The following is a 4,756-nucleotide window of genomic DNA, read 5'->3' as shown; positions in this document are numbered from 1 at the left end:
GCGACGGGCACGGTCACAAAGTCCGGGTCACCCAGGTACTCCGCCCGGTCGCGGTAGGCCCGGCGCATGGCCTCTATGATGAGGTGTTTGCGGGTAACGCTGTCCAGCGCCGTCAGGTCATAGCCTGCCAGGATGTTCAGCATGGTCACCAGGGCGACGCCGCCGGAAGAGGGGGGGGCCGCCGAGATGATATTCAGGCCCCGGTATTGCCCCCGCACCGGCTCGCGCTCCACCACCCGGTAGGCCGCCAGATCTGCCAAAGACCACAGCCCGCCGGCGGCGCGCACGCCGTCCACCAGCTTGCGCGCCACCGCCCCCCGGTAAAAGCCGGCGGCGCCCTGTTCCGCCAGCCGGGTGAGCGTTTCCGCCAGATCGCCCTGGCGGATCACCGTGCCCACCTCGGGCACCTTGCCCTCCACCAGAAACACGGCCGCAGCGGCGGGAGAGGCCTTGAGGGCCCCCAGCCGAAAGCGCGCCAGGCGGCGGTAGCGCTCATCCACGGCAAAGCCCGCGCGGGCGAGGCGGATGGCCGGGGCCAGGCTTTGTTGCAGACTCAAACGGCCGTAGCGCCCGGCCAGGTGCACCAGGGCAGCCGGAATGCCGGGAATGGCCGCCGCCAGCGGCCCGTCGATGGAGGCCTTGGGAATCACCGCGCCGGCGGCATCCAGATACATGTCCCGCCGGGCCGCGGCGGGGGCACGCTCGCGGGCGTCCACCATGGTCTGAAAGCCGTCAGCCCCCCGGTGCAACAGGTAAAAACCGCCCCCACCCAGGCCCGAACTGTAGGGTTCCACCACCGCCAGCACCGCCGTCACCGCCACCGCGGCGTCGAAGGCATTGCCCCCGGCGGCCAGGATCTCATGACCCGCCTCGGTGGCCAGGGGATGGGCGCTGGCCACGGCGGCGGCGGGAACACGCGGCGCCGCGGCCGCGGGAAACACCGCCATCAAGAAAACCAAAATAACCAGTGGCCGCCTCATTGCCTGTTCCTTAGAAGTGAAATGCTGGCTGCCCCGCAGCAAGGACCTGTTCAGCCTCCGCTGACGAGACGCCGGTACTTCTCCCGCAGTTCGGCCTCGCTCTCCTGCCGCGCGGGATCCTTGGGGATGCAGTCCACCGGGCAGACCTCCACACACTGGGGCGTGTCGAAATGCCCCACGCATTCGGTGCACAAATCCGGGTTGATGACGTAGTACTCCTCCCCCTGGGAAATGGCCTCGTTGGGGCATTCGGGTTCGCATACATCGCAATTGATGCATTCCTCGGTGATCATCAGCGCCATGGGGTCTTGCTTCCTGTTTCTGAGAAAAAAACCGGGATTTTACCCCAGGCGCTGTTTCAGCGCCGCCTCCACCTCAGGGTGAACAAAGCGCGACACCTCCCCGCCCAAAGCCGCCACCTCCCGCACCAGACTGGCGGATAAATAACTGTAGTGTTCCGCCGGCATAAGAAACACTGTCTCCACCTCGGGCGACAGGGTGCGGTTCATGCCCGCCAGCTGAAACTCGTATTCAAAATCCGACACCGCCCGCAGGCCCCGTAATATCACCCGCGCCCCCTGGGCGCGGGCGAAGTCCACCAGCAGGGAGTCGAAGCCGGTGACGGTCACCTGCCCATGATCCCCGAGCACGGTGCGGGCCAGCGCCACCCGTTCGTCCAGGGAAAACGCCGGCTGCTTGCCGGGATTGGCCGCCACCGCCACGATCACCCGGCCGAACAAGCGGCAGGCACGGGTGACAATGTCGCTGTGGCCGTGGGTGATGGGGTCGAAGGTGCCGGGATAGATGGCCGTGACCCGCTCCTGGTTCATGATGCTTCTGCCTCCGCCGTGACGCGGAGCAAATGATACCCCACCTCGCCCGCCCGGCGGCTGCGGTACACCCGCCAGGGCGGTGGCAGTTCGGGCAAGGGCGCCCGGCCGGAGCATTCCAGATACACCCAGGCGCACGGTGCCAGCCACGCGCCGCGGTGCAGCAGGGCGATGCACCGGGGCAGCACCTGGCCGGCGTAAGGGGGGTCGAGAAACACAATGTCGAACGGCCGGGGCGCACCGCGCAGAAAATCCTGCGCCACCGCCCGGACGATGGCGGCGCCCTCAGCCTCCAGCATGCGCGCCTGGTCCCGCAGGACACGCACGGCGCGCACGTCCCGTTCCACCAGGGTGACCGCGGCGGCGCCCCGGGACAGGGCCTCGAAACCCAGCACACCGCTGCCGGCGAAAAGATCCAGGCAGCGGGCGCCGGGGAGGTCGGCCTGCAACCAGTTGAACAGGGTCTCGCGCACCCGGTCCGGGGTGGGGCGCAGGCCCGGCACCGGCGCAAAGCGCAGTATGCGCCCCCGCCACCGGCCGCCGATGATGCGCAGGCGCCGGGGGGCGCCGCCCCGGCTCACTCCCCGCCCTGGCCGCCACCCAGCACGACGGTCACCATGCGGTCCGGATTCAGCCGCCGCCGGAAGGCGTCCCGCACCTGCGCCACGGTAACGGCCTGTACCCTGGCGTTAAAGGTGTCCAGATAATCCAGGGGCAGGTTGTAAAAACCAATCATGCCCAGGTTGTCGACGATCTTGGAATTGCTGTCCAGACGCAGGGGGAAACCGCCGGTGATGTTTTTCTTGGCCGCCTCCAGCTCCGCTGCCGTGGGGCCGTTCTGGATGAAATCGGCCACCACCTGCCGCAGCACCTTCAGCGCTTCCCGCGCCTGCTCGTTGCGGGTCTGCAGGCCGGCGATGAAGGGCCCCCGCCCGGCCATGGGCGAGAAATAGCTGTAAGCGCTGTAGGACAGGCCGCGTTTTTCGCGCACTTCGGTACTGATGCGCGACACCAGCCCGCTGCCCCCCAGCACGTGATTGCCCACATACAAGGGAAAATAGTCGGGATCGTCCCGGGTGAGGACGGGCTGGCCCATGAGAATATGGGTCTGCTCCGAGGGAAAGGCCACGGCCACCTCCTCCCCTCTTTCCGGCGCCTCGGCCAGGGGCAGGTCCGGCGCCGCTTTGCCGGCCGGCAGCACGCCTACGGTCTGCTCGGCCAGGGCCGCCGCCTGCGCCTGGCTGAGGGCGCCGACGATGGCCACCACGGCATTGCGGCCTACGTAATAACGCTGGTAATACGCTTTTACATCCGCCACCGTCAGGGCCGCCACCGACATTTCGGTGCCGGACGGCGCCACGGCATAGGGATGGCCGGCGTATGCCGTTTCGAAAAAGCGTTTGCCGGCCTGCTCGCCGGGGGATTCCTTTTGCGCCCGCAACCCCACCAGGGTACGGCTTTGCTCCCGCTTGAAAGCATCAGCGGGAAAATCCGGCCGCCGCAATACCAGCGCCAGGGTCGCCACGGCCGGCTCAAGCAGATCGGCTTGGGTGAGGCTGCGCAGACGGACAACGGCCATGTCCCGATGAGAGCTGGCACCGAAACTGGCCCCCACATCCTCGAAACGGGCAGCGATCTCATCGGCGGACAAGCCCCCTGCCCCCTCACCCAAAAGGCTGTTGGTGAGCTGCGCCAGGCCCGGATGGTCCCCGTCGCGGGCGGCGCCGGCATTAAAGGTAATGCGCACATCCACCATGGGCAGCTGCGGCGCCGCCACAAAATACACCTCGGCGCCGTTGTGAGTGTTCCAGTGCTGGACAGCCGGCGTGGCCCAGACCACCGGCACACACAGTGCCCAACTGAAAAAAATGACGAGCGTGTTCTTAGCGGACAACATGTTGGCCTCCGTGTGAACGGCGCAGCGCTGCGGCGCGGTCCATGGGCAGGGGATCAAGGATGGCAACGGTCAGGCGGTCATCCACCAGATACTTCCTGGCCACCGCCCGCACCTGCTCGGCGGTCACCGCGTTGACGCGCTCCAGGTAGTCCTCACCCGTACGCCAGCCCAGCCCCACGCTCTCCAACATGCCGATTTCCATGGCCTGATAAAAAGTGGAATCATTTTGATACACCTCCGAGGCCATCACCTGGGCCTTGACCCGCTTCAGTTCCGCCTCGGACACCCGTTCAGACTTCAGCAGTCCGACTTGCTCTTTGATGGCGCTGCGGAGTTCTTCGATGGTGTGCTCCCGGGCGGGCGTGCCGTTGATCAGAAACAAGCCGGGCAGGCGGTCGGTCATGCTGTAACCCGCCCCCACAGAAGCAGCCACTTCGCTGCCACGCACCAAGCGCGAGGCGAAGCGGGCGCTGGCACCACCATCGAGCACGCCGGCCAGCACCTCCAGGGCATAAGGCTCCCAGTCTTCCGCAGCGCTTTTCAGCACGGGCACTTTGTAGCCCATGACGAGGTAAGGCAGCTCGGCCGGCGCCCGCACGATGATGCGGCGCTCGCCTTGTTGCGGGATTTCACCGCGGGGCTTGAGAACCGGCAGGGGGCTGGGCTTGAGGGCCCCGAAATGCTTCCTGGCCAGGGCCAGGACATGATCGGGATCGACATCCCCCACCACCACCAGCACGGCGTTGTTGGGCGCGTAAAAGTGCTGGTACCACCGGGCCAGATCGGACACCGTCATGTTCTTCAAATCATCCATCCAACCGATGACGGGATGATGATAGGGGCTGGTGAGAAAAGCGGTGGCGGCGAATTGTTCGTAGGTGAGGGACTGGGGATCGTCCTCGGTACGCATGCGCCGCTCTTCCATCACCACCTGCACCTCCTTGGCGAATTCCGCCGGATCCAGGCGCAGATTGCGCATGCGGTCGGCTTCCAGTTCAAAGCTCACTTCCAGGCGGCTTTTTTCCATCTGCTGAAAATAAGCCGTGTAG

General features: G+C 66.4%; 6 protein-coding genes. All 6 read right to left on the bottom strand.

Annotated elements, in window-relative coordinates; translation table 11 throughout:
* Positions 1–980 (bottom strand): gamma-glutamyltransferase (locus tag ENJ19_10580; protein ID HHM06170.1); only part of this gene is annotated, 980 nt, incomplete at its 3' end.
* Positions 981–1,030: 50 nt separating this feature from the next.
* Complete coding sequence (locus ENJ19_10575; protein ID HHM06169.1) at positions 1,031–1,282, bottom strand: YfhL family 4Fe-4S dicluster ferredoxin; 252 nt, start codon at positions 1,280–1,282, stop codon at positions 1,031–1,033.
* 39 nt (positions 1,283–1,321) lie between these two features.
* Positions 1,322–1,810, bottom strand: a complete 489-nt coding sequence (locus tag ENJ19_10570; GenBank protein ID HHM06168.1) for a pantetheine-phosphate adenylyltransferase — start codon at positions 1,808–1,810, stop codon at positions 1,322–1,324.
* Positions 1,807–2,391 (bottom strand): 16S rRNA (guanine(966)-N(2))-methyltransferase RsmD, encoded by a 585-nt coding sequence (gene rsmD / locus ENJ19_10565; GenBank protein HHM06167.1) that lies wholly within the window; start codon positions 2,389–2,391, stop codon positions 1,807–1,809. Before rsmD ends, ENJ19_10570 begins: the two co-directional genes overlap by 4 nt.
* Entirely contained in the window at positions 2,388–3,707 is a 1,320-nt protein-coding gene (locus ENJ19_10560) for an insulinase family protein (protein HHM06166.1), read from the bottom strand. The genes rsmD and ENJ19_10560 overlap by 4 nt, the downstream gene beginning before the upstream one ends.
* The coding region (locus ENJ19_10555; GenBank protein HHM06165.1) for an insulinase family protein at positions 3,694–4,756 on the bottom strand (1,063 nt) is incomplete at its 5' end. The genes ENJ19_10555 and ENJ19_10560, both read right to left, overlap by 14 nt.

The sequence above is a fragment of the Gammaproteobacteria bacterium genome (assembly GCA_011375345.1).
In the GTDB taxonomy this organism is placed as follows: domain Bacteria; phylum Pseudomonadota; class Gammaproteobacteria; order DRLM01; family DRLM01; genus DRLM01.
This window is presented reverse-complemented; position numbering and strand designations above follow the sequence as displayed.